Origin of the sequence: Solidesulfovibrio fructosivorans JJ] (genome assembly GCF_000179555.1) — a bacterium.
GTDB classification, from domain to species: domain Bacteria; phylum Desulfobacterota; class Desulfovibrionia; order Desulfovibrionales; family Desulfovibrionaceae; genus Solidesulfovibrio; species Solidesulfovibrio fructosivorans.
The window spans coordinates 1-19,424 of record NZ_AECZ01000016.1; the positions used below are offsets into that span (position 1 = coordinate 1).

The 19,424-nt window shown below is 57.3% G+C and carries 20 protein-coding genes, 1 pseudogene and 1 CRISPR repeat array; of the genes and pseudogenes, 2 read left to right on the forward strand and 19 right to left on the reverse strand.

Annotation, left to right across the window (positions count from 1 at the left end; translation table 11 throughout):
* Window positions 1-35 precede the first annotated feature (35 nt).
* The 11 genes and pseudogenes from DESFRDRAFT_RS22255 to DESFRDRAFT_RS23295 form a co-directional block, all read right to left on the reverse strand.
* A complete protein-coding gene (locus DESFRDRAFT_RS22255) occupies window positions 36-329 on the reverse strand; it encodes a transcriptional regulator (RefSeq protein WP_144005030.1) in 294 nt (97 codons plus the stop codon).
* Window positions 330-346: 17 nt separating this feature from the next.
* On the reverse strand, window positions 347-532 hold the full coding sequence (locus DESFRDRAFT_RS22260) for a hypothetical protein (protein WP_005994295.1): 186 nt from the start codon (window positions 530-532) through the stop codon (window positions 347-349).
* 713 nt (window positions 533-1,245) lie between these two features.
* Window positions 1,246-2,921: direct repeats of the CRISPR family, unit length 29 nt; unit sequence GGGACTACCCCCGCGCGAGCGGGGAAGAC.
* A gap of 24 nt (window positions 2,922-2,945) precedes the next feature.
* Complete coding sequence (gene cas2e / locus DESFRDRAFT_RS21450; RefSeq protein ID WP_233489609.1) at window positions 2,946-3,260, reverse strand: type I-E CRISPR-associated endoribonuclease Cas2e; 315 nt, start codon at window positions 3,258-3,260, stop codon at window positions 2,946-2,948.
* On the reverse strand, window positions 3,238-4,119 hold the full coding sequence (cas1e, locus tag DESFRDRAFT_RS12120; RefSeq protein ID WP_005994299.1) for a type I-E CRISPR-associated endonuclease Cas1e: 882 nt from the start codon (window positions 4,117-4,119) through the stop codon (window positions 3,238-3,240). Before cas1e ends, cas2e begins: the two co-directional genes overlap by 23 nt.
* 3 nt (window positions 4,120-4,122) lie before the next feature.
* Complete coding sequence (locus DESFRDRAFT_RS12125) at window positions 4,123-4,833, reverse strand: type I-E CRISPR-associated protein Cas6/Cse3/CasE (RefSeq protein WP_005994301.1); 711 nt, start codon at window positions 4,831-4,833, stop codon at window positions 4,123-4,125.
* 1 nt (window position 4,834) lies between these two features.
* The gene (gene cas5e, locus DESFRDRAFT_RS12130) at window positions 4,835-5,569 is read right to left on the reverse strand and encodes a type I-E CRISPR-associated protein Cas5/CasD (RefSeq protein WP_005994302.1); all 735 of its coding nucleotides are present in this window, start codon (window positions 5,567-5,569) and stop codon (window positions 4,835-4,837) included.
* Window positions 5,566-6,816: a type I-E CRISPR-associated protein Cas7/Cse4/CasC gene (gene cas7e / locus DESFRDRAFT_RS12135; RefSeq protein WP_005994304.1), complete on the reverse strand. Its 1,251-nt coding sequence runs from the start codon at window positions 6,814-6,816 to the stop codon at window positions 5,566-5,568. Before cas7e ends, cas5e begins: the two co-directional genes overlap by 4 nt.
* A gap of 9 nt (window positions 6,817-6,825) precedes the next feature.
* The gene (gene casB, locus DESFRDRAFT_RS12140; protein WP_005994306.1) at window positions 6,826-7,350 is read right to left on the reverse strand and encodes a type I-E CRISPR-associated protein Cse2/CasB; all 525 of its coding nucleotides are present in this window, start codon (window positions 7,348-7,350) and stop codon (window positions 6,826-6,828) included.
* Window positions 7,347-8,915, reverse strand: coding sequence for a hypothetical protein (locus DESFRDRAFT_RS22565; RefSeq protein WP_005994307.1), 1,569 nt, complete (start codon window positions 8,913-8,915; stop codon window positions 7,347-7,349). The genes casB and DESFRDRAFT_RS22565 overlap by 4 nt, the downstream gene beginning before the upstream one ends.
* On the reverse strand, window positions 8,912-10,819 hold the full coding sequence (cas3, locus tag DESFRDRAFT_RS12150) for a CRISPR-associated helicase Cas3' (RefSeq protein ID WP_005994308.1): 1,908 nt from the start codon (window positions 10,817-10,819) through the stop codon (window positions 8,912-8,914). Before cas3 ends, DESFRDRAFT_RS22565 begins: the two co-directional genes overlap by 4 nt.
* Before the next feature lie 45 nt (window positions 10,820-10,864).
* A pseudogene (locus DESFRDRAFT_RS23295) lies at window positions 10,865-11,491 on the reverse strand (CRISPR-associated endonuclease Cas3''); the annotation flags it as partial.
* Window positions 11,492-12,088: 597 nt separating this feature from the next.
* Between DESFRDRAFT_RS23295 and DESFRDRAFT_RS22265 the strand changes: the two are divergent.
* Complete coding sequence (locus tag DESFRDRAFT_RS22265) at window positions 12,089-12,334, forward strand: hypothetical protein (RefSeq protein ID WP_144005031.1); 246 nt, start codon at window positions 12,089-12,091, stop codon at window positions 12,332-12,334.
* A 36-nt stretch (window positions 12,335-12,370) separates the two neighbouring features.
* On the opposite strand, the gene DESFRDRAFT_RS21455 is transcribed toward DESFRDRAFT_RS22265, so the two are convergent.
* The 8 genes from DESFRDRAFT_RS21455 to DESFRDRAFT_RS22275 all read right to left on the reverse strand — a co-directional run bounded on the left by DESFRDRAFT_RS21455 (window position 12,371) and on the right by DESFRDRAFT_RS22275 (window position 18,496).
* A complete protein-coding gene (locus DESFRDRAFT_RS21455; RefSeq protein ID WP_005994309.1) occupies window positions 12,371-13,018 on the reverse strand; it encodes a metallophosphoesterase family protein in 648 nt (215 codons plus the stop codon).
* A 25-nt stretch (window positions 13,019-13,043) separates the two neighbouring features.
* Window positions 13,044-13,202: a YpsA SLOG family protein gene (locus DESFRDRAFT_RS21460; protein WP_199533123.1), complete on the reverse strand. Its 159-nt coding sequence runs from the start codon at window positions 13,200-13,202 to the stop codon at window positions 13,044-13,046.
* Window positions 13,203-13,229: 27 nt separating this feature from the next.
* A complete protein-coding gene (locus tag DESFRDRAFT_RS22570) occupies window positions 13,230-13,403 on the reverse strand; it encodes a hypothetical protein (RefSeq protein ID WP_005994310.1) in 174 nt (57 codons plus the stop codon).
* Between the two features lie 12 nt (window positions 13,404-13,415).
* Window positions 13,416-13,796, reverse strand: coding sequence for a hypothetical protein (locus tag DESFRDRAFT_RS12160; protein WP_005994311.1), 381 nt, complete (start codon window positions 13,794-13,796; stop codon window positions 13,416-13,418).
* A gap of 168 nt (window positions 13,797-13,964) precedes the next feature.
* Window positions 13,965-14,591: a hypothetical protein gene (locus DESFRDRAFT_RS12165; protein ID WP_005994312.1), complete on the reverse strand. Its 627-nt coding sequence runs from the start codon at window positions 14,589-14,591 to the stop codon at window positions 13,965-13,967.
* A 607-nt stretch (window positions 14,592-15,198) separates the two neighbouring features.
* Complete coding sequence (locus tag DESFRDRAFT_RS20805; RefSeq protein ID WP_005994313.1) at window positions 15,199-17,883, reverse strand: toprim domain-containing protein; 2,685 nt, start codon at window positions 17,881-17,883, stop codon at window positions 15,199-15,201.
* Window positions 17,884-18,031: 148 nt separating this feature from the next.
* The gene (locus DESFRDRAFT_RS22270) at window positions 18,032-18,280 is read right to left on the reverse strand and encodes a hypothetical protein (RefSeq protein ID WP_144005032.1); all 249 of its coding nucleotides are present in this window, start codon (window positions 18,278-18,280) and stop codon (window positions 18,032-18,034) included.
* Window positions 18,281-18,289: 9 nt separating this feature from the next.
* Window positions 18,290-18,496 (reverse strand): hypothetical protein, encoded by a 207-nt coding sequence (locus tag DESFRDRAFT_RS22275; protein WP_144005033.1) that lies wholly within the window; start codon window positions 18,494-18,496, stop codon window positions 18,290-18,292.
* A 161-nt stretch (window positions 18,497-18,657) separates the two neighbouring features.
* Between DESFRDRAFT_RS22275 and DESFRDRAFT_RS12175 the strand changes: the two genes are divergently transcribed.
* The gene (locus DESFRDRAFT_RS12175) at window positions 18,658-19,158 is read left to right on the forward strand and encodes a helix-turn-helix domain-containing protein (protein ID WP_005994314.1); all 501 of its coding nucleotides are present in this window, start codon (window positions 18,658-18,660) and stop codon (window positions 19,156-19,158) included.
* Window positions 19,159-19,424 lie beyond the last annotated feature (266 nt).

A 19,424-nucleotide genomic window follows, 5' to 3' on the forward strand; every position in this document is an offset into this window, starting at 1 on the left:
TTTTATACAGTTGTCGTGAGAGGGCCTGCGTAAGATTAAAGGGCTTTCCTGGGGCGACCGCGTTTACGTTTCGCAGACTGCTCCGCTGTGGCCGATGCGGTTTGGATGGGCTTCGGTTGCGCAGGGGGGGTAATGGTTGGGGTCGAATTGTCGGCGCGTTCGTTCAGCCAGACTTTTACCCGGTCCTTCATCCATACCACGCGTCTGCCGAGCTTTACCGGCGGAGGGACCGCCTTGAAATTTTTACGGAAAATATGCTGCCGGATAGCTCCGGGCGTTGTTTTGAGTTCTTCCGCCAGCTCGTTAATATCATAGACAAATTCGCTCATACCCCGGCCCTTTGGTTTCAATTTTTGGCGGACCTGAAGTCAACCATGGGAATAAAATCAAGTAGCTCCTTCGGCCACTCCGCGCCGACATACACAATCGGGCGAAATGGGATGGCGATGATTGTTTTGACATCCGCCCTTACTCGATAGATGACCCTGGCGGATATTTGGTTTTCCTCCATGGTGGCTTCTTGTAATCGCATTGTGACCTCATCCAGTCGCGCTAGAGTTGCCTTAAAGACAGCTTCAGCTCGGGGGTAACGGTCTGCATCAATCCCGTAGAAATCCAGATTCCGGAACACTTCCGTTGAGCCCGCTTAATCCTGGGCGGACGCATTGCCGATGTCGGAAAAAGATGTTTGGATTTCGCCAGTGGCGATGACCTCGCCATGATCGGCCAGATATGCCGCGCCAGTCAGCAGCATACTACAGTCTTAGACAATCTGGGTTGATTTCGATGGATACATCGGCGACCATTTCGCAAAAATCGATCACAAAGCTCACTTGTAGACGACAAGTTTCATTGGCAGAATACTGAGCTGTGGACATAGCGTGTACTCCTGTGCCCTGCCGGCCCTTCGGATCCGGGTTTCGGCTGTCGAAGGAGACTACCCTTCGACAGCCTCTTATTTTGGCGCACTGTTGTGCACTGTAGACCGCAGCATATAAAATTATTCTACGCTGTAATGTTTAGAAACACAAGATTTCCCATTTCTACTCTTGATATAATTTATCCGTTGTATTTTTTAAAAGAAAAATTTTCATCATTTTTTTCGTAGAAAACATTTCTACAGTATCTTTTTTGCATTGAAGAATTTTTTTGAGGCGCAGTGTTGCTTTTCATCGTCAGTGGTAATCTCCACCACCCACGCGAATTTATATGGATGCATCGAAGACATTGGTGCATTGCCCCCATCGGACTACCCCCGCGCGAGCGGGGAAGACCCGGACGTCCAGGAGACTACATCATCAAGGGCGGGACTACCCCCGCGCGAGCGGGGAAGACCCATCCCACCACCTCCATTGCGTCCTCGTACAGGGACTACCCCCGCGCGAGCGGGGAGGACGCCGACTCTCCCGACACTGCGCCGCCGCTGCGGGGACTACCCCCGCGCGAACGGGGAAGACTTTGCGTGGTAGCACCGTCCGGCGCTGTCACGGGGACTACCCCCGCGCGAGCGGGGAAGACGCCTACTGCATCCGGCAAATCGACGCCTGGAAGGGACTACCCCCGCGCGAGCGGGGAAAACCACGGGGCCATCTCCAGCAGTCGATCATGGATGGGACTACCCCCGCGCGAGCGGGGAAGACCCAGCTCCCATTCCGCATCCGTGGCCAGCTGGGGGACTACCCCCGCGCGAGCGGGGAAGACCACCCCCTTTTTTTTTGAGGGGTGCTGTAAAAGGGACTACCCCCGCGCGAGCGGGGAAGACAAGCAGACGCTCAGGGGCAATGACCGCGATTGGGGACTACCCCCGCGCGAGCGGGGAAGACCAGGGCCTTGGCTTCGGCCGCGTCCATGGTGAGGGACTACCCCCGCGCGAGCGGGGAAGACGGAATCGATGCACGTCCGGCAGTACAGGTTAAGGGACTACCCCCGCGCGAGCGGGGAAGACCCAAATACGGCTGGAAGACCGTCACCGGATGCGGGACTACCCCCGCGCGAGCGGGGAAGACATGCTTATCGGCAGGCTCGGGAAAGATCCTAAGGGACTACCCCCGCGCGAGCGGGGAAGACCAGTTCCGAGGCGTTGGCGTCGAGGGTAACCAGGGACTACCCCCGCGCGAGCGGGGAAGACCACCAGCCCACCGCTTCATCCCACCTTCGCGCGGGACTACCCCCGCGCGAGCGGGGAAGACCTGGGCGGCCATGCGCAGGAGGGGCCAGGCCTGGGACTACCCCCGCGCGAGCGGGGAAGACTGCAACGCCGCATGGCTAACCAAGCTGTCCTTGGGACTACCCCCGCGCGAGCGGGGAAGACGCCTATCCGCAGCTCGGCCAAGACTACCCGGAGGGACTACCCCCGCGCGAGCGGGGAAGACTCGTTGGTGAAGCCGACCGGAAGCTGGGAGCTGGGACTACCCCCGCGCGAGCGGGGAAGACTCAGCCGCCATGATGGCCGCCGCTGACGCCTGGGGACTACCCCCGCGCGAGCGGGGAAGACTGCAACGCCGCATGACTAACCAGACTATCCCGGGGACTACCCCCGCGCGAGCGGGGAAGACTCCTGGCCCACGGGGGACACTGTGAAGCGATCGGGACTACCCCCGCGCGAGCGGGGAAGACGCCATACATCGCAAACAGACAATTTCGAGACTGGGACTACCCCCGCGCGAGCGGGGAAGACATGATCTCCCCTTTTCAGGCCGGCGATATCCTGGGACTACCCCCGCGCGAGCGGGGAAGACGAGCCGATCGAGAACCCCTATGGCGGACCTCCGGGACTACCCCCGCGCGAGCGGGGAAGACTACATGACACCTCGAGTATGGACGCTAGCTTTGGGACTACCCCCGCGCGAGCGGGGAAGACACCTGATTCAACCATCGCGCGAACTCGGCCGCGGGACTACCCCCGCGCGAGCGGGGAAGACTCTTGCAGGATAATGGATGTTGCCCTATTCTAAAATATTGATATTGCCAGGGCATGGATGCCGGCTGACGATAAATCCGTCATAATCCAAAAGCTCATACGGCGGAGTGCCAAGCACATAAACGCCTTGCCCGGCTGGCATGCTGCCATCCGCCCAAAGCAGCACGAGCGATGCATCCCGCTCGGCCGAGAACCAACCGTCAAGGACGCTTTTCACTCGGTCGCGAACCCCTCTCGACATTCGTGGCGCACAGTAGACACCCGGTGCGACCTCCAGCATACACGATGCAAGAAAACCACGCGTACGTCCCGAAACGTTACGTGTCACCACCACGGTCATCGGCACCAAATAGCTCCTTGATCCGCTCTATCATTGATGGAATCAGCCCGTTACGACGCATCGTTGCTCCGGCCAGCTTGCGGACTTCACGCTCCAATACCAGCGATTCATCCTCCAGACAGCGTTTGTAACCTCCAAACGCCACGGGTAAGGTAAATTCATCCCGGAACAAGTCCGCAATATCAAGAGCAAAGGAAAGGGATGAATCCTCATGAATAAACCCGAGTTGGGGTATCGTCGCCGTGGCCGCGACAGCGATCTCGGCGGCGGCCCTGGTCGCGACTGCCGCATGGTTGACCGACATGTTCACGGCATTTGTCTCCTCAGGACTGTTGCGATCATATCGTCTCCCCTCCCAGGGAATGCCATATTGTCTGGCCAACAGCTTGTACATCTCTCGCATCCGCGCGCCCTCGATCCCACGAAGGGCAGCGATGTCCCCGCGTGGGGGGGCTTCTCCGAGTCGTATGGCATACATGGCAATGGCCGTGGACAAACGACTGTCCGGATCGGCCCACAAGATGGCCTGACGACGCGCCATGGCACTGTGATCCGGGCCACGGGGCGGCGCCGTATACAGGCGTGTTCCATCATCGCCCACGGCGGCGAGTCCAGTTCCATGGCGGGCGCAGAGGCGAAAGACATCATGGGTCAGACTGACTCCAGGACCAAGCAGGAGCAGTGATACCCCCTGATAGGGAATATCGTACATCCCCGCCGCAAGTTCGCCATTGCCGGAAGCACAAAACTGCAACGTCCCTTCCGTGACGGAAAGCTGTCCACGGGACAGCCAAAGCAGTCCATGGCGGTCGGCATGCGGAATCCGGGCCGTTTCCAGCCCAAGCCTTCCCCGAAGCATGCCTTACACCGGACGCAGCAGCAACATGCCAAGGCCAAAAGCCCGGTGACGCCCAAGCCCCCGAGCCAAAAGCGCCGCAAAGGCTCCAGGATCGCCTACCCGCAACACGCCGTCCAGGCGCGCCCGAGGCCGCTGCCCGATGCTCCTGGCCATATTGCCCTTGCCCTTGCGACGCACGGGAGTAAACATCCGAAATCCCTTCATGGAACATTCCAACAATTCAGCCGCTCCATCCCGGGCTACCTCCGCTCCGACCCAGCCCGAATACACCGAGGCTCGCTCCACTCCTCCTTCGGGCGCGGCGTCGCAGGCAGCCAGAAAGGCATCCTTTTCCCGAATTTTGCCATCCCGACTGTTCCGCGTGATCGGACAGCATTCCACCTGAAAGGCGAACCGTGAACCGGTCGCGAACAAGGCGGGCATCGTCTTGCCCAGCATTCGTTCCACCGGAAATGCCTCGACAAGCACCGGCTCGGCCAGGGAAACAGCTGCTCGCAAGGCCTCAATGCCGGTCGGCCCATAGCCCAAGACCTTGAGAAAGGGATTGTCGGCGTTGCCGAATAGGGCAAACGGCTGGGGCGCGCTGTCGCCAAAAACGATTCGCATGGCGCTGTGGACCAGGTAGCCCCGATCCACAGCCGTGATGCCCGTCTGGTGGCTCCACTCAATAAGGCGCCTGGGGACGATCTCCAGTTGCATCATATAAAGCGCCATCTTATCCCTCCTCGGCCCGGTTCGGTTCGGGCCGAAGCCGAGCCTCGGCAACGATCCGGCGTCCCTGGTGGAGATCATTGCACCAGTCGCGCAAGTCGGCCCGCTCCACAAGACGGGAAGATGTATCCGTCACCCCCGAGAAAGTCCCTTGACCGGGCCATTGGGCCAGAAAATCGCCTCCCGGCGTCTCAAGACTCGAAACAAGGGCCAACGCTTCGGGAACGCTCGAGGCCATGACATCCTTCCCTCGGTACAGCGGCCCGGAGGGGGGGCAGGAAACCCGTCCCAGAAACAATGGCCGGGCCGGGCGCAAAAAGGCCCGCCGCACGGCATCCAAGGTCGGTGGCTCATCCTCCGGCGTCAGCGCCAGCACGACGGTGACGGCCCCATCGGCCACATAGTCCCGCCAGCGCTGCACATTGTCATACTTCAGTCCTCCCCGCTTAAGCGGGCCTGTGGTCCGGAATCGCCACATGGTCTGGCCAGGAGCGATGTGCACGTTTTGGTAATCCGTGAAGGTTTCGCCCACCCTGTCCCGTCGGGCTCCGTAGACGATACGCTCCTGAAGCCTGTTGAGACGCGCTCCCTCCCTGGCCCGCCAGCCCAGGGCATTGGCCACGAGGCCGGTCAGCATGCTTTGGGACGGGAGTTGCGCGGTGGGCCGGTTCTCGTCCACTGCCACGTCGCCGAAGACCATGAGCGGTCCGGTCAGACGCAACACCATGAATTCGGTCATGCCAGCTCCCCCTGGATGATGGCGTTTTCTACGGCCTTGGCCAGCTTTGGCAGGGAAAGGCCCTGGCAGTCCGCGAATCCCGGCATCTCGGCGGTCGGAACCCGACAAGCCAGCCAGCGCCTCTCCCTGCATTCCGACATGCCTTCTTCAGGCTCGTACATGGTATCCATGGTCTGGAGATAGTCGGAAAGCGCCGATACGGCCCGACCGAACAAATTTCCCCCGGAAAGGTGCAGCGGATCCAGGTAGGCGTTGGCCAGGGTCCGTGGCTGACGCTCGCCGGCCTCGACCAGGACCATCCCGGCATGATCATAGGGAGCGGTGGACCCGAGCTTGGCTCCGGGAGAAACCGTGGCCATGAGGCGGATGAGGTGGTTGACCGTGCGTCCGGCTAAGCTTCGATCGGCCTTTTGCCAGTTCTCGAACGGTTCGCCGGTGATGTTGGAAACGAGCTGGGGCACGTCCACCACGGCGTAGGTGTAAAACAGCCCGCTGGTCAGTTCGGCCGCCCCGAGATGGCCGCTGCCGCCCTCGGAGGCGGTGGTCAGGTCGTCCACGGCCGTGAAGTAGTCGGTTTCGGCCGTTTCGGCGTGCACGGTCAAGGCATGGGCTACGTGCACAGCAGCATTGATGCGCGCTTCGGGATCGCCACTGACGAAACGGCCGAACATGGCCGCGTCGATGCCGGCGCCATTGGCCAAGGCCTTGAAGTTCTCCTTGGCCTCCTTATTCTTGAGAAGCCCTTTGATCAGCTTGTCGATCGCCTTGGCATCCGACTGTGCTGCCTTGCCCGCCTCCAGGAGCGTCTTGGCCCGATCAATAAGAAACTCCACCTCCGGTTCGCCAAGGACGATCACCTCGCTACGGGACAGGGGATGTTTATCCGTATCCGTCGATGCGGCATCGTCACCCCCTTTGTCCTTGCCCCCGTAGAGCGCCTGCATGATACCCTTGAGCACGGCATGGACGGAGCCCTTCTCGTATCCTTGTTCCAGAAGGCGCGGTTCGATCAGCCGCGAGAAAATTTCCCGGGAATGGATGCTTCGCGTCAGCGCCGGATCGATCTTGCACAAGGCATGGTCGTCCTCGGCAATGCGCCAATGTCGTTTGAGGCATTGGGAACTGACACGGGTGCGTACCGCTCCGCCAAAGCGCATACGCTTGGCCAGCCCGGCGTCATCGCGGTTGAGCAGCACGGCGGCATAACTTGACAGCATGGAGATCTGGATGAAACGGGGTGCGGTCATGGCGTTCTCCTAGTCAATGGCATTGGCGGGTTGTTGGCGGGAATTATCCATGTAGAAGTCCCGGGCCAGCTTGCGGCACACGGCATCACGCTTGCCTTCGTCGGCGGTCAAAAGGAGTCGGGCAAGGTCGGTCCAGTCGATGCGTTCTTCCTTGGCGGCCAGGAATCGAGCCAGCATCCGGATGTGGTCCTCAAGCTGCTCGCCCCGGACACGCAAAAGTTGCCACAGCCGGCTTTCGGCCGTGCTTCCGCCGATGCGGGCCATGACCCGTCCCAGGGGGGCTGAGGTCGCGTGAACCCGGGGGGCCATGATCGCCATGCCGGACATGACGATGGTCCAGGCGCGCTCCTGCCATTCCTTCCGTCGCCAGTCCTCGGGAACGCGGTCGAAGAGCAATCGCCAATAGGCCGGTGGCGGGGTTTCCGGGCGCAACCGGCGCAGTTCGGCCAAATCGCCCTTGGGGAACTTGTCGTGTCCGATGACACTAGCCAACTCGGCCACCACCGATGACAGATGCTTTCTTTCCCCGGTCATGCCGCCTCCTTGATGACCAGATTCTTGCGCAGACTTCCCTCCAAAAGACATTCCGCCTTGGCCATGGCCCGGTAGGCCAGCGCACTTGATACGGGAAGGGACGCGCAGGCTCTTTTGAACTCCCTTCGCACCGAGGCGATGAGACATTGGCTCCATGGACGCAGGAAGTGGGGTTCGAAGGACGCCTCGCCCATGGCCTCGAGGCAGTCCCAAAGAGCCGGGAAAAAGGCCTCGTCAATGGCGCGGTCCAGGGTATCCGAGAATCTGGACGCCCAGGCCGCCGTCTCTGGCTGCTTGAATTCGGGGGTCTCCCTGGATGCCTGGAGAAGTTGCAGCACGGCCGGGCGCAGGACCCTGACCCGGGCGTCCCAGGCCATTCTAGCCATGTACTTGGCCATGGCCGCCGCGTCCGTATGGCGGGCGGCAAAAAAAGGACGGTCCTTCGAAGGAATGGGGATGATGCGTTCGTGATAGCCGTCACTACCGCCCTCTGTGCGGGAAAAGACCCGAAAGGTCAGCGAGGCTCCGGTGGCTGGATCGCCGGGATGGAAGCGCTGCAGTAGACACGGTTCAAAAGCCCTCGTGTCGAACATGACTTGATGTGCAACGCTGTAATGTGGCTCTGAATTGTAAGCCTTGGCTCCTCCTTTCGTACCGACGTTGATTGGAATCCAGGGATCACCGAGGACACCTTTGAGATGTTTAGCTTCAACCCTTGTCCCTTCTGTACCCTTGACGCGGAATGAAACTGCGTCATCTAATCCGAGCGTCAACCGAATTCGGCGACAAATTTCGATGAACAGGGGATGCAAATTACACAGCGAAAGGGCATCATCCTTGTCGCCCTTCCACGGATCAAGCCAGAGGAGGCGCAGCCCACTCCCCTGATGGAACAGCTCATTATCCCAGTTCGAGTCCATGGACGTTAGGAGCACGCGGCAATCCCGTTTCCAGTTTGCCCCTGGTCTTGGTGAAAACGTCAGAGACACCCCCTGTCTGGCGGCGGTTCCACCATTTTGGCGTGAGATGCTCTGATTGCCTCGGCCAAGATATCCACTAAACGTCTGGAGCAGCAAAAGTCCGAACGCCCATTCCTCAGCCGTGGGCTGCCCATTCGATTTCCCTTTTTCCCCGTGCTCCTTGGAAGTGACGAGGACGTCGAGATCGAACGGTGAAGCCGCATTGGCGTCCGCCATGCCCGTGAACCCGGCTAGGCTTCCCTCGGGAACGGGCGGCTGTAAAAATGCCGGCCGGGCGAGATCAGCCACCACCAGCCGCCACGGCGCGTCGTCGGGATAATCGGGCGTCAGACCACGAATATAACCCCGCCAATCCTCCTCGGACAGCCTGTCCGGCCACTCGTTTTCCCCGGCCTCCTCTAGGGCCATGACCGCGAGCTGGCACAGGAAGGCATGCCAGGGGTGGCGTTGATGGGGTCTCAATCCGGGGAAATCAAACACGGCATCGCGCCCGAGCATCGCCAGCACCCCTGGAAGCGACGCCTGGACGACACCTTCCTCGGTCCGGATCCGGAACACAGGATCCACAAGCAGATTGTCCGTCATGAAGCCTCCTTGGAAAGACCATACCGGTCATAGCGGTACACAAACCGTTGCAGCCGAAATCGGAAGCCAAGGGGGGACGCCTCAAGTACCTCCGGCTCGATCTCCTCCGGGCTTTCCGGGGCCATCCATTGCGGAACCGTCAACTCCTCCACGGCGTTGCCGAAGGGACTGCCGAGAGGCGAGGCGAAACGGACGGCTCGGTCCCGAAGGCCCAGGCGAGTCCCCACGGTCAACCCTTCCCGGGTGCCGGCGCTTTCCGTGAACGGCTTGCCCCAGTCGATGCTAGCCAATCTTGCGTTTTGGCCCCGCGCTCCCTGTCGCCCGATAAGATCCTTAAATTCCTGTTGCATGCCATGACGCTTGGCCACATCAGCCATGATCTCGGGATGCAGCGCCCTCTCCACGAGATCCCGACTCATTTCCGGAATGCGTAGGACTTTCTGGTCCGCGTCCAGGGCCAAAATTCGTTCCCAGGTGGCCAGGACGGCCAGGAGATTCTCATAGGCCCGCTCCTTTCCGTATTGATGCCTCCTGGCCGCGCGTAGACCGTCCGCGCCAAACGTCTTCGGAGTCAAGAGATGGCACACGGGTAGGGCATGCCCGGCCGGCCTACTGGGATCGCGATCACGGTGGCGGTGCAGGCGTCCAAGCCGCTGGAGCAGGACGTCCATGGGACACAGGTCGGTGATGAGCACGTCGAAATCCACGTCCAGCGACTGTTCCAGGGTTTGGGTGGCGACCAACACCCCGGCCTGGCAGTCGCCATGTCGGCCGAAACGATTTTCCACCTCCGTGTCCAGCTGTTGACGATCCGAGCGCGCGTAGCGGGCATGGTGGGGACAGGCCGCCCCCGCCACGGAGAAAAGCCGTTCGGGCGGAAGCAACGCCTCCAGGGCGGCTTGCGTCTCGCGGGCCGTGGCCACGGCATTTCGGAGGACCAGTACCCGGCCCCCCTGGGCGACACACGCGACCGTCAGTTCGGCCACGGTCTCGGGAGCATCCTGAATTGTGAGCGGAAGCACCCGGACGGGCTTTTTCCGAGCCTCCGGGGGGCGGTCGTCGGTAACGGGCAGCATGCCCGCCACAGTGGTGATGGCTGGGTAGGGTGCCTCCAGGCATTGCGCAAGTGAGGGACGCAGGCGCCCCCCCTGAAAGCCGTTCAAGTATTGTTGGCGGACATGGCCACCGAGGGTGGCGGAAAGAAGGAGGACTTGGCCCCCGGCGCGTCGGAAAAAGTCCAAGAGCCCCAGGGTGAGACGCGTCATGTAGGTATCGCTGGCATGGACCTCGTCCACCACGAGCAGTGATCGGCAAAGGGCCGCTGTCCGCAGATGGGCATGGCGTACCCGCAGTGTCCCTAAAAGGGCTTGGTCGATGGTGCCAACGGCCAGGGGCGCGGCCAGGAAGCGCTTGGGATGCTCGGCGGCCCAGCGCCGTTCGGCGGCAGGTCGGTCCGGGGCGTCGTCCCACTGGACCTCGAAGCCCGGGAGCATCGTCCCACAAACGCCATCCACCCGAAGATAGCCGGGAACGGCGAGCACGGTAGAGGGCGGGGCATCCCCAAAGGTGTTGGCGACGAAGCGGGTGACACGGCCAAAAAGCTGTGTCGCGGCGAATCGGAGCGGATTGGCGAAATAGAGTCCGTCCACCAACCCCTCGCACCAAAGACGTGTAAAAAAACGCAATGCGGCCTCGGTCTTGCCCCAGCCCGTCTCCGCTTCGATGAGGGTAAGTCCTCCTTTCTGGGAAAGTGGTAAGGTGTCGACCGCCTGTTGGAGGGCGTTGGCCCGGAAGGAAAACTGGTGGTCAAAGGCAGGAGTGACCGTGATGTCAACGCGGCAAGGTGTTGCGTTCAGGCCGATGGTGGCCAGGGCCTTTGTTGCCGCCGCTCGGGAAAAGACCATCTCGTTTCCAGGGGCAACTTGCCGGGTGATGGGGAAAAATCGTTTGTCCGATCCGATCCAGTCGGCCAGCATCACCAAACCGGCGAACAGGTGCTGGCCCGCCGGTTCCCGGGGTAGGGAAGGTGCATCCTTACGGAAGGCTTCCGGAAACCATTTCTTCAAGGCTTCGACGAGTTCATGCAGGAACTGCCAAGTTGGGGCCTGCGAACTTGACGGCCACAAACCCGCCTTTACCGGACGTTCAAAGTCCGATTCCGTAAGTGGTTCGCCGTGATGCGAAAAAGAGGCAGCAAGATACTCGAAAACGCTCGCTCCCCCAAGATCATCCCATCTACTCAGGAAGGAACATGCCTCCAGAAATCGAGCCTTATTCGAACCAATGAACAGACCGCCAATCGGTTCGATGTGCCCATTGGTCGGATGATTCCCCGGGGTATTCTTATTTTGAAATCCAGGTGTAGCTTTCCCGATGTCATGGAGCGCTGCCAAGCAAGCAAAACGCTGTGCGTCAGTGTCGTTAAATTGTCTGCCAAAGAGGCAGGATAGCCGAGATCTATATATTTCCAGACAACAGAGCGTGTTGAGGGTAAATGCCACGTCGGCGAGGTGTGCTAGCAGCGGTAGGGTTGACGTCATTGCTCCATCAATTGCCGTTTTCCCCCACAGCGACATTGCCCACCTCTTGCGACTGCGTAGTATATATTAATAATTTATATTTTAAGCAGTAGGATATTGCAACTATTTCGGCGGGATTGTTGCGAAATTTTTCTAAGTCGCTGCTTGCCCCGTTGGTCAAGGAACGCAAGCCGGATGACGGGCCAATTTGAACCCGGCTGCATGGATCGGGTAACGTTTCTAAACATTCACCTGCCGTCTAAGAAACCCAGCGCATGCCGCCGAATTGATTGAGAGTATGTCCAAAGTTTCGCTTAAGCAATTTGGTTCGCTGCCGCCCAGATATTTGCTGACCAATGAGCCGAGGCGAATCCTGTAGCTGTGAGCGCTTACCGCTAGACGAAATCCGATTTTTTGTCCCCAGGCGATTGCCTGGGGACCCCACACCTACGCACCACTCCGTGGCGCAATACCTGGATTTCCAGGTGTATGACAAAAGCATACAAAATGATTTCTACAATAAATTAATCAAGTTACATGTAATACAAACGAATACACTTAATCGTTTCATGTAACGCTGTCGAGACTAGTAACATGTAACGGTTGACGGGTGTATCATGTCACGGTATTCTTATTTGTGCGGAGGATATTACAATGGGTGATTTTACTTCAAATGAACGACAAATCGCAATGCGGGAACGAGACCGGAATGCCGGCATCGAATATGTTCAATTTCGGTGCGAGGTTGTCGTGATGGATGTGATCCGAGAGCGTGCAAAAAAAAGAGGAAACTCGCTAGCTCAATATCTCAGAACCACGATGGAACAACTAGCCAATGCCATTCGGATCCAGGATGCTGATGAGCAGAATACTTTGCAACGTCAGCAACCGCAAAAATGAGTTTGGTTTTCGCCAAAAAATACTTTCCGGCCTGCCCTAAAATTCGATCAGCTTGATCTCTCGAAGCCCGAGCCCTACGACTCGGATTTCTCCTTCAATTTTACCTTCCACTGACCCTTCGTGGTGATGTCCATGCACAAGTAGGCGCGCACCAATTTCCCGTGTCAAATCTCCGATTTCACGGAAGCCATGTTGATGGTTTTCAGGCGCCTCATGCGTAACCAAAATATCAATCGGTTTGAGCCAGCGGAGAAGATCAAAATCAGCAGGAAAAATGCTCGACCAATGTAGCGCCGGAATGTCGCCAAGGAATCGTTGCCGGGGTGGTGTGGCCTCCAACAATTCTTGCCGGGAATGATACCGGATTCCTCCATCTGGATGCCAAACTCGACCACGAAAAATTCCGCCAAGTCCGGCGAGGCGGAGCCGCCCCACCTCTTCTACACGGCCGTGCAAGTTATGACTCCAAGCATCGCCACGGTGCGCGATCAAAAATCCTGTTGATTCTGTGTCGTGGTTGCCGAGGATAAAAAAGGTTCGAGGCCAGAGTGAGCCGAGTTCTTCCGGCAAAGGAAGATTGGGCGTCTGGTCGCCAAGAAGTATGATCGCGTCGGCCTTTCGGCCAGCGCAGATGATGTGTGAAAATTCACCGTGGCAATCGCCACAAAAAAGGATGCTGGGCATGGATCAGTCCGCCGAAAATATCCGCTCAAAAAGGCGCCTCGTCTCGGAATAGATCGTCCGCCAGTCGCCAGCGCGGGCACCAGCCGCCATGCCGAATGCCATGGGCCAAGGCAAAGTCGAGGGCTGCACGGTCAACGCCGGTCTGGCCGCCGGAAATGATGGTCAGTTGCGAGAGGTCAAGCATGGGGAGTGCCCGGCGTGGCTCGCGTTGTTATGCCCAATCGAGCAAGGGGTTGCGGGCCTTCGTCGGCGGCCTCTTGCCGGTTATCTCGTCCTCGAAGATCGCCAGGGATTCGGCCATGGCCTTGCGGTGCTTGTCCGCCAGGCATTGCGACGCTTCTTGCCTCGCGGCAAATTCTTCAGGGGTCAACTTTTCGGGGCGCATGGGTTATTCCTCCTAAACGTGCCGGGCTTCGATCTTATCTGGGCCGGCGAAAATTTCGTAGATGTACTGGCCTCTCGGCACGTCGTGGCGCCCATCAGCTAGGGCCAGGGCAATGGCCCGGTCCCATTTAGCCTCGTGGACAAAGATGACTTGCGCGTCCGGGAGCGCCAACTTTGCTTGCATGGCCAGGGTCAAACCAATCCAAGCGCAAACGTCGGGGTCATAGTCGAGGCCGTATGCGCCATCCCGTCTTTTTTGATATTCTCCAAGCTCCCACCACCAGTTCCAATCGTAGAGCCGTTCCCGGAGGGCAGGCGGGACGCGATACCATGTTGCTTCATCGCACCAAAGCCCATTGGCTTCGTAATCAACCATGATCTTGATTGCAGCCATGACGCCCTCCAATCGAAATCAGCATGATCCATGCGCCGGTTGGCACCTGGATTGCCGCAAGCGGCAATGGCCTGGGGATGGGCTCGCCCAGGTCTGCCAGGGTGGCTATGTGGCCACGTGGCCTGCCCGAGCAAAAGCTCGGGCAGGTGAAGAATAAAATAGAGGGGGTTACTCGGCCTCGCCCGGCGCTTCTTGGCCAGCCTCCTTGGCGGCGGCTGCCGCTTTAGGGGTCAGGCAGGCATTGAACCAGTCAACGGCCTCCCCAACGTCGCGGAATCCAGCAGCGTACCATTCGTCGGCCTCCGCCTGCGTAAAACCTGCCGAGCGCCACGCGTAGGCGTACTCCACTTCGTACCCTGCGTCACGCCAGGATTTTGCTTCGAGAGGTGCGAATTCGTAGTACTCTCTCCACTCTCGCGCTTTAGCTGGCGTGTCGAACCCAGCGTCGCACCAAGCCAGAACTTCATCCAGCTCATCACCGGCAAAGCCGGCATCGCCCCATTCCCAGCCATCCCGATAGTCGAACCCGGCCTCGACCCATTTGGCGGTCTCTCCGGGAGTAATAGGCCAAACATCCTCCCATGCGGCTGCGTCCTCCGCCACAAATCCGGCCTTGCGCCACTCTGCCGCCTCGGAGGCAACCCGAAACCCAGCATTATACCATTCACCGGCCTCGACCGGATCGGTGAATCCGATCGCAATCCAGTCGCCAACCTCGTCTTGATCAAAATTCCATTCTTCCCAGATAGCTAGGGTGTTGGTATCGAGGGCGGTGGTGGTTGTGGTCATAATCATGTCGTATCTCCTTGAGTTAGTTAGAAATTTGTTTCAAGTAGACAAGACGACAAGTCCTGTATTTTAGGTATCTCACTGATATTGTGCGTGAACCTGCCGTGGCCGTAGATCAGCCCGGAACAGAGCCAGCAGGCCGTACGGTCGGGAGGGCCGGAACATCAGACCGCGCCAGCCATGCGCTCGGCAAGCGGGTGGGACGTCGGTCACGTCTTTCTGGTCCGAGTGGTCCGAGGTCATTACTTACCAGCGAGATAAGCGCAGAAGGCCGTGTGGGGAATTCGGGGGTGACCGTGGCCATGGGTAGGCTCCTTGGGTTAGATTGTTAAATAAATTCAGCTAGGTAACCAAAAATGATTCGGTGGTAACCATTTGTAACCATTTTTCATTTTCTAACTAGCTGATTTTATTCATAAGTAACCAAAGTAACCAAAGTAACCTTTTTTTTTGATACCCCCCTACTATGGGGGGTGTTTTCTTATCTATTTTCTCCCCTATAGAGGGGGGGGGTGTTTTCAGAAGTGGTTACTTTGGTTACATTCAGTTATTTCAGCGTGTTGCGTGGTTACCAACGGTTACCTCTGGGCTGTTTTTGGTTACCAGTCCGATTTCATTGGATAAAATCAAGTTCGATGCCTTTTGCTTGCATCTGGGGGATACTCAGCAGTGCGCCCTTGTGCGTTAACTCACCGAATTTAAATGGCTTATTCCACTCAAGACAATACCCCTCTTTTTTCAATTGCTTACGAAACGTGGGCTCGGGCAAGATGTCTGCCTCATACCCGTAGGCCTTGGCCCAGCGCTGAAAAATGGGGTAGGCGCCAGACACCCACAGGCGCAGGTTTCCTTCTCCATCTACCTGAAAATGTATTCTTTTTTCGATGGCACCCCCCTCGAAAACGGGTTTGGTCGCGCCTTCCTGCGGCATGGCCTTGGTCGCCATCCTGGCCATGTGCTCCAGGATGCGGTCGACAGCCGACTTGCGCGTGGGGCCGTCTTCGTCCGAGGTCGTATTGATCACGGCTTGGTCTATGGATCGGATCTCATCATCGGAAATGTGTTCCTCGGCTCCAAGGATGCGGACCAGGGTGCGCAGGCCGAACCGGATGATGGCCGCGTTCAGGCGGGGGCGATCTGAGAGGCGGGGATCGACTTGGGCGAGCTCGGCCTCGATGCCGGCCGCCACATCGTCCTGGCTGACCGTCAGAGCGTAGTCGAGCAAGGTGCGGCCTAGAGCTTCCAGGGGGAGCAGCTTTATACTGCGGAAGTGCTCTAAAAAGGATTTACTCACGTTGCGCGAAAGCGAGACCGTGCAAAGCCGGTCGAGCAAGGCTGGTTCGCTGAATCCGGTTTCACCGATGATGCAGATCGGAGCGTCGTAGCGGTAGGTGCGCATGGTCTGGTCGGCGTAGCCGCGTTGGCCTTCGAAGGCATTGTACGTATCGCGAATCAGGTTGGAGACCATTTGCACCTGTTTCTCGTTCATCTTCGTGGATTTGTTCTCTTCGTAGATGAGCGGGATGGTGTTGGATGCGGAGACCTGACGCATCATGGTAAATCTTGTCTGTTCGGCTATGGCACGGGGTGCGGATGTGATGCCCCAGAGGCGCATGATGATCTCGCGGGCGGTTGAGGACTTGCCCGCGCCGGCCTCGCCTTCGATATTGAGCAGTGGGAAGGACTTGTATTCAGCATGGATGCGATCTTTGAAGAAGCAAGCCGTGGCCCAGCCAAGCACGGGGAGGGTGACTTCATACGCGTTGAAGTTGAAAAGAATTGGATTGAGCGAAGTGAGCGCTTCTTGAAATGCGGGCTCGATCTGTTGCAAAGAGCAACCGGACGCAATCTCGTTGAGATAGACCAAGTCGGTGCGACAACAATGAGGAGCCAGTGCTCCGTGCTCGGTGACGAATTGGAGTTCGCCGGTCGGCGTTGGATGAAATCCCGCTGTACGGGTGCCGGATTTTTGTTCGAGGTCGAAGTGGGCGACGTGGCGTTTGACCAACTGGACGACTTCAATGTTGCCGGTAAAACTGAATTCAGCGTCTGGAAGGACCTTGAGGAACTTTTGTGATGAAATCCAGCAATCCGGCGTCAAAGTAATCTCTCGACGCTTCTTGCAATTCTGCAAGTGAGCCTTGATATATTGACCTTCTCCGTCGATATAGATGGATTCGAAAGGTTCGATTTTGAATGATGCGACGACTTTCGAGACTTCCATTTCGGCTTTGGCGTCCCATTTTACCAGTTTGAGCACGCCGTCTTCTTCGACGACTCTGGTTGTTGTGTCGAGAATTGATTGATGTTTTGCAATGTCTTTACTGAATTGATTTACCTCATCGAGGCAATGCTTAACTGCATCGAGCCCTTGCAGTCTGGCAAGGTCGTTGAAGTCCGTGTCTTTTTCTCCGCGCTCAACGTCGAATTTTGGCATTGCAATTGATGCGTTGATTGCTTTTGCCGCTTCTGTGCCTTTATCAATTCCCGGATTTTTGCCAGTTTTTGCAAATGTTGCATGGTCGTCGTCGGCACAGATCGTGATTGCGCGGTTGGGGTAGTATTTGCGGGCCTGCTTTGCCACGGGGAGCAGGTTGCCGGCATTGAACGCGACCAGCACGGTCGCGCCGGTCGCCGCGTGGATGGATGCGGCTGTGGCGTAGCCCTCGGCGATGTGCAGGGGTTGGCTGGGGTCACCTTTGATCGGGAAAAAGCCGCCGTCGATTTGGCCGCCACGCAGGAAACGCTTTTGCCCGTCCGGCTGGATAAATTGCATGGACATGGGCTTGCCATCGGGGTCGAGCACGGGGACCGTGAGCAGTTCTGCGGGTGAAACTTTGGTTCCGGGCGCGGCCTGGATGCCTTTTCGGATCAGGTATGGGTGCTCGGGATTGGCCGGGGGCAGTTTCGCCAGGATGCGTTCGGCACGGACGCGGGCCTGGGCCTGGGCCTGGGCGAGTTCGGCTTGTCTGCGGGCCTTATCCGCCTCAATGCGCGCCGCCAGGGCCTTGCGTTCGGCCGGGGTCAGTGGCTGGGTGCGTTTTTGGGTCCAGGTGCCGGTTTCGCCGGTCACAAAATTCTGGAACCAGCCGGATGGATTTTCATCAGCATGGAAAAGATACGCACCATCCTTGGTCCTTGGGCGGCCTGACACGGGGCAGCGATGCAGGTGGCCGTCAGTAATTATTTCGGTCGGTTCGATGCCAGCGGCGGCAAGCACCTGCGCGAATTCGTTGACTGGATTTATATTGACATTGCCGGCCACAGGACGTATTGAATCATTGTCAGGTGATTCCATTTGATTTTCCGTGAGCCCCGGTTGCAGCCGGGGCTTTCGCTTTTCAGACATCCCTTCCCATTTTGATGCTGCACAGCGCGAAGCCGAATACAATTATTAGTGCTTTCGCATCAGTGTTATGTTGCGCGCCGTGCGATAAATGATTTAACTAAACTGTCTTGCGTGGCCGACCGCGCTTCTTTTTTTGCGACAACGAGGGCGGTGTTAGCGCCTGTTGCGCCGTCAACTTCGCATTAAAAAATTCTTGCACCTGCGATTCAAGCCACACCGGACGGCGGCCAAGCCGGATCGGAGCCGGTATTATGTCGTAATTCTTGCGTGACAAATGGTTTTCAATCGCCTTGACGGTCGTCTTGAAGACCTTTGCAAGATCTGACTTTTCTAGAATCGGATCCATGGCGAGCACCTAATCGTCGATCACTATGATTTTGACGCGCTTTGCTTTTTCACGTATTGCATTACTGATTTTTCTGCTCTTGCTATTACCTTTGATGACATTGTGAATATGGGCTGTTGAAACACCAAGGTCATGCGCCAAACCTGCGATCGAATATCCAGCAAGTGACAGCCCTGCCTTGATCTCCAATTCTGTAATATTTACGTTGGGTTGCATTGAGGTTGACCTCGTTCCAAAAAATGTTATTTTTTTAAAAACGAGACAGAGAAGCCTACATTCACTGCCTGAAAATCGTTTTATTTCAATTTTTTTAAAAAAACAACCAAAATAAAAAATAAATTTCATTTATTTTTAATTTATTATTTTAGGTGGTTATCATGGAAATACATGACCGACTTGAACTTACTCTTCGAAAAATTCCCGGAGAAAACGTTGAAGAAAAAGCCAAAGTAATGGGGGTCGCAGGCCCTACTTTATATGCCTACCTAAGAGGCAAACGTGTCCCAAGCACAGAATTTCTCTTAAATTTAAAAGCAAAAACTGGGGTTAGCCTGGATTGGCTGCTGACTGGCGAGTGTGTCGGGGAAAAATCCAATGAAATCGATCAAGAGTATTTGGCAGCCGTGGAGGAGCGGCTCAACGTCTTGATCCAGTCTGGCGTGCCGATTAAACCTAAAATTCGTTATTTTATAAATAATTACAACAAGCTACTGACCGAGTCGTATAATTTTTTAATAAACGACTACGATATAAAAGATATTGATGACGGATTAAAAAAAATTCTTCCATTTTTAAAAATTACATTCACACTGACATATCCGGTGGATGATTGCACGGAAGAACCCGAGCCGCAGTTCCGCGAGAGCGAGCCCATCTAAATTACGCCCCATCCCCTGCTTCACTTGCTCCAATTTTGCTCCACCGGGGATGCGAATCGGGGCGAAAAGGCGGGAAAATGTGAGGGTGGGCGAGAGGCTATGGGAGCGAAATTTTTAAAAAATTCACTATAACTAGCTAATATAATTTAGCTATCCGCGAGACTACGAATCCGTAGGTCGCAGGTTCGAATCCTGCCGGGCGCACCAAAAAGAAATCAAGGGGTTGGCCCAAAGGCCGGCCCCTTTTTCGTTGCGACCTATTGCTC

Excerpts from the sequence above, each read along its gene's own strand:
- DESFRDRAFT_RS22255 (WP_144005030.1), bottom strand. The coding sequence starts at position 329 with ATGAGCGAATTTGTCTATGATATTAACGAGCTGGCGGAAGAACTCAAA.
- DESFRDRAFT_RS22260 (WP_005994295.1), bottom strand. The coding sequence starts at position 532 with ATGCGATTACAAGAAGCCACCATGGAGGAAAACCAAATATCCGCCAGG.
- cas2e (WP_233489609.1), bottom strand. The coding sequence starts at position 3,260 with ATGACCGTGGTGGTGACACGTAACGTTTCGGGACGTACGCGTGGTTTT.
- cas1e (WP_005994299.1), bottom strand. The coding sequence starts at position 4,119 with ATGCTTCGGGGAAGGCTTGGGCTGGAAACGGCCCGGATTCCGCATGCC.
- DESFRDRAFT_RS12125 (WP_005994301.1), bottom strand. The coding sequence starts at position 4,833 with ATGGCGCTTTATATGATGCAACTGGAGATCGTCCCCAGGCGCCTTATT.
- cas5e (WP_005994302.1), bottom strand. The coding sequence starts at position 5,569 with ATGACCGAATTCATGGTGTTGCGTCTGACCGGACCGCTCATGGTCTTC.
- cas7e (WP_005994304.1), bottom strand. The coding sequence starts at position 6,816 with ATGACCGCACCCCGTTTCATCCAGATCTCCATGCTGTCAAGTTATGCC.
- casB (WP_005994306.1), bottom strand. The coding sequence starts at position 7,350 with ATGACCGGGGAAAGAAAGCATCTGTCATCGGTGGTGGCCGAGTTGGCT.
- DESFRDRAFT_RS22565 (WP_005994307.1), bottom strand. The coding sequence starts at position 8,915 with ATGACGGACAATCTGCTTGTGGATCCTGTGTTCCGGATCCGGACCGAG.
- cas3 (WP_005994308.1), bottom strand. The coding sequence starts at position 10,819 with ATGGTCTTTTCCCGAGCGGCGGCAACAAAGGCCCTGGCCACCATCGGC.
- DESFRDRAFT_RS22265 (WP_144005031.1), top strand. The coding sequence starts at position 12,089 with ATGGGTGATTTTACTTCAAATGAACGACAAATCGCAATGCGGGAACGA.
- DESFRDRAFT_RS21455 (WP_005994309.1), bottom strand. The coding sequence starts at position 13,018 with ATGCCCAGCATCCTTTTTTGTGGCGATTGCCACGGTGAATTTTCACAC.
- DESFRDRAFT_RS21460 (WP_199533123.1), bottom strand. The coding sequence starts at position 13,202 with ATGCTTGACCTCTCGCAACTGACCATCATTTCCGGCGGCCAGACCGGC.
- DESFRDRAFT_RS22570 (WP_005994310.1), bottom strand. The coding sequence starts at position 13,403 with ATGCGCCCCGAAAAGTTGACCCCTGAAGAATTTGCCGCGAGGCAAGAA.
- DESFRDRAFT_RS12160 (WP_005994311.1), bottom strand. The coding sequence starts at position 13,796 with ATGGCTGCAATCAAGATCATGGTTGATTACGAAGCCAATGGGCTTTGG.
- DESFRDRAFT_RS12165 (WP_005994312.1), bottom strand. The coding sequence starts at position 14,591 with ATGATTATGACCACAACCACCACCGCCCTCGATACCAACACCCTAGCT.
- DESFRDRAFT_RS20805 (WP_005994313.1), bottom strand. The coding sequence starts at position 17,883 with ATGGAATCACCTGACAATGATTCAATACGTCCTGTGGCCGGCAATGTC.
- DESFRDRAFT_RS22270 (WP_144005032.1), bottom strand. The coding sequence starts at position 18,280 with ATGGATCCGATTCTAGAAAAGTCAGATCTTGCAAAGGTCTTCAAGACG.
- DESFRDRAFT_RS22275 (WP_144005033.1), bottom strand. The coding sequence starts at position 18,496 with ATGCAACCCAACGTAAATATTACAGAATTGGAGATCAAGGCAGGGCTG.
- DESFRDRAFT_RS12175 (WP_005994314.1), top strand. The coding sequence starts at position 18,658 with ATGGAAATACATGACCGACTTGAACTTACTCTTCGAAAAATTCCCGGA.